The sequence below is a fragment of the Microbispora sp. CSR-4 genome (assembly GCF_008033685.1).
Lineage (GTDB): Bacteria > Actinomycetota > Actinomycetes > Streptosporangiales > Streptosporangiaceae > Microbispora.
Genome location: NZ_VJVX01000159.1, coordinates 1 through 1,516 on the forward strand (window position 1 = coordinate 1; position 1,516 = coordinate 1,516).

Annotated in this window: 1 protein-coding gene and 2 pseudogenes; all 3 read left to right on the plus strand. The window is 70.7% G+C overall.

From position 1 onward, the window contains the following. Positions 1-225: pseudogene (locus FLV34_RS39190) on the plus strand (sugar ABC transporter substrate-binding protein); the annotation flags it as partial. Further along, on the plus strand, positions 222-1,394 hold the full coding sequence (locus FLV34_RS39195; RefSeq protein ID WP_147945576.1) for a Gfo/Idh/MocA family protein: 1,173 nt from the start codon (positions 222-224) through the stop codon (positions 1,392-1,394). The pseudogene FLV34_RS39190 and the gene FLV34_RS39195, both read left to right, overlap by 4 nt. Further along, positions 1,391-1,516, plus strand: a pseudogene (locus FLV34_RS43145) (sugar phosphate isomerase/epimerase); the annotation flags it as partial. The gene FLV34_RS39195 and the pseudogene FLV34_RS43145, both read left to right, overlap by 4 nt.

The window sequence follows — 1,516 nt, forward strand, 5'->3', positions numbered from 1 at the left end:
AACGCGATGCGCGACATCCAGGCCGACAACGGCGTGCTGAAGGCCACGGTCACCTACAGCCCCACGATGGCCGGTTCGGCGATCAAGCTGGCGCGGCTGATCGCGCAGGGCAAGGGCATGAGCGACCTGCTGGAGCAGGAGGTGCCGCAGTCGCTCACGCTGTCCTCGGCGACCGTCACCAAGGACAACGCCGCCCAGTATCTGCCGCTCGGGTTCGAGTCATGAGGCCTGTCGCCGGGATCGGCATGATCGGCTACGCGTTCATGGGCCGTACGCACTCGCAGGCGTGGCGCAGCGTGGACGCGTTCTTCGACCTGCCGATCAAGCCCGCGATGGTGGCGGTCGCCGGCCGGTCCGCCGAGGCGACCGCGCAGGCGGCCGAGAAGCTGGGGTGGGCCCACGCGGAGACCGACTGGAAGCGGCTCCTCGAACGCGATGACGTGCAGATCGTGGACATCTGCACGCCGGGTGACAGCCACGCCGAGATCGCGATCGCGGCGCTGGCGGCGGGCAAGCACGTGCTGTGCGAGAAGCCGCTGGCCAACACCGTGGCCGAGGCCGAGGCGATGGCCGCGGCGGCGCGGGAGGCGGCGGCGCGCGGCGTGCGCAGCATGGTCGCCTTCAACTACCGCCGCGTGCCCGCGGTCGCGCTGGCCCGGCGGTTCGTGGAGGAGGGCAGGCTCGGCGAGATCCGGCACGTGCGGGCGCAGTATCTGCAGGACTGGATCGTCGACCCCGAGTTCCCCCTGGTCTGGCGGCTGCAGAAGGACAAGGCGGGATCGGGCGCCCTCGGCGACATCGGCGCCCACATCATCGACACCGCCGAATTCATCACCGGTCAGCTGCTGACCGGGGTGTCGGCGATGACCGAGACCTTCGTCAAGGAGCGTCCCCTGGCGGCCAGCTCGGCCGGGCTCTCGGCCGGCGGCGGAGCCGGGAGGGGCCCGGTCACCGTGGACGACGCCGCGCTGTTCATCGGCCGGTTCAGTGGTGGCGCGCTGGGCTCTTTCGAGGCCACCCGCTTCGCCACCGGGCGTAAGAACGCGCTGCGCATCGAGGTCAACGGCTCGGCGGGCAGCCTGGCCTTCGACTTCGAGTCGATGAACGAGCTGTGGTTCCACGACCACGCCATCGGCAGCGCCGAGCACGGTTTCCGGCGGGTGCTGGTCACCGAGCCGGACCACCCGTACGCCGGGGCATGGTGGCCGCCGGGCCACGGCCTCGGTTACGAGCACACCTTCGTCCACGAGGCGAAGGACTTCCTGGAGGCGATCGCCGCCGGCACCGACCCCACGCCGTCCTTCGAGGACGGGCTGCGGGTGCAGCGGGTGCTGGCGGCCGTCGAGCAGAGCGCGGCTGAGGGCAGCCGCTTCACAAGTGTGGAGGATTCATGACCAGGCCGGTGACGTTGTTCACAGGGCAGTGGGCGGACCTGCCGTTCGAGGAGGTCTGCCGGCTGGCCTCGGAATGGGGCTACGACGGCCTGGAGATCGCCTGCTGGGGCGACCACTTCGAG

Coding starts and splice junctions, on each gene's coding strand:
- FLV34_RS39195 (WP_147945576.1), top strand. CDS start 222: ATGAGGCCTGTCGCCGGGATCGGCATGATCGGCTACGCGTTCATGGGC.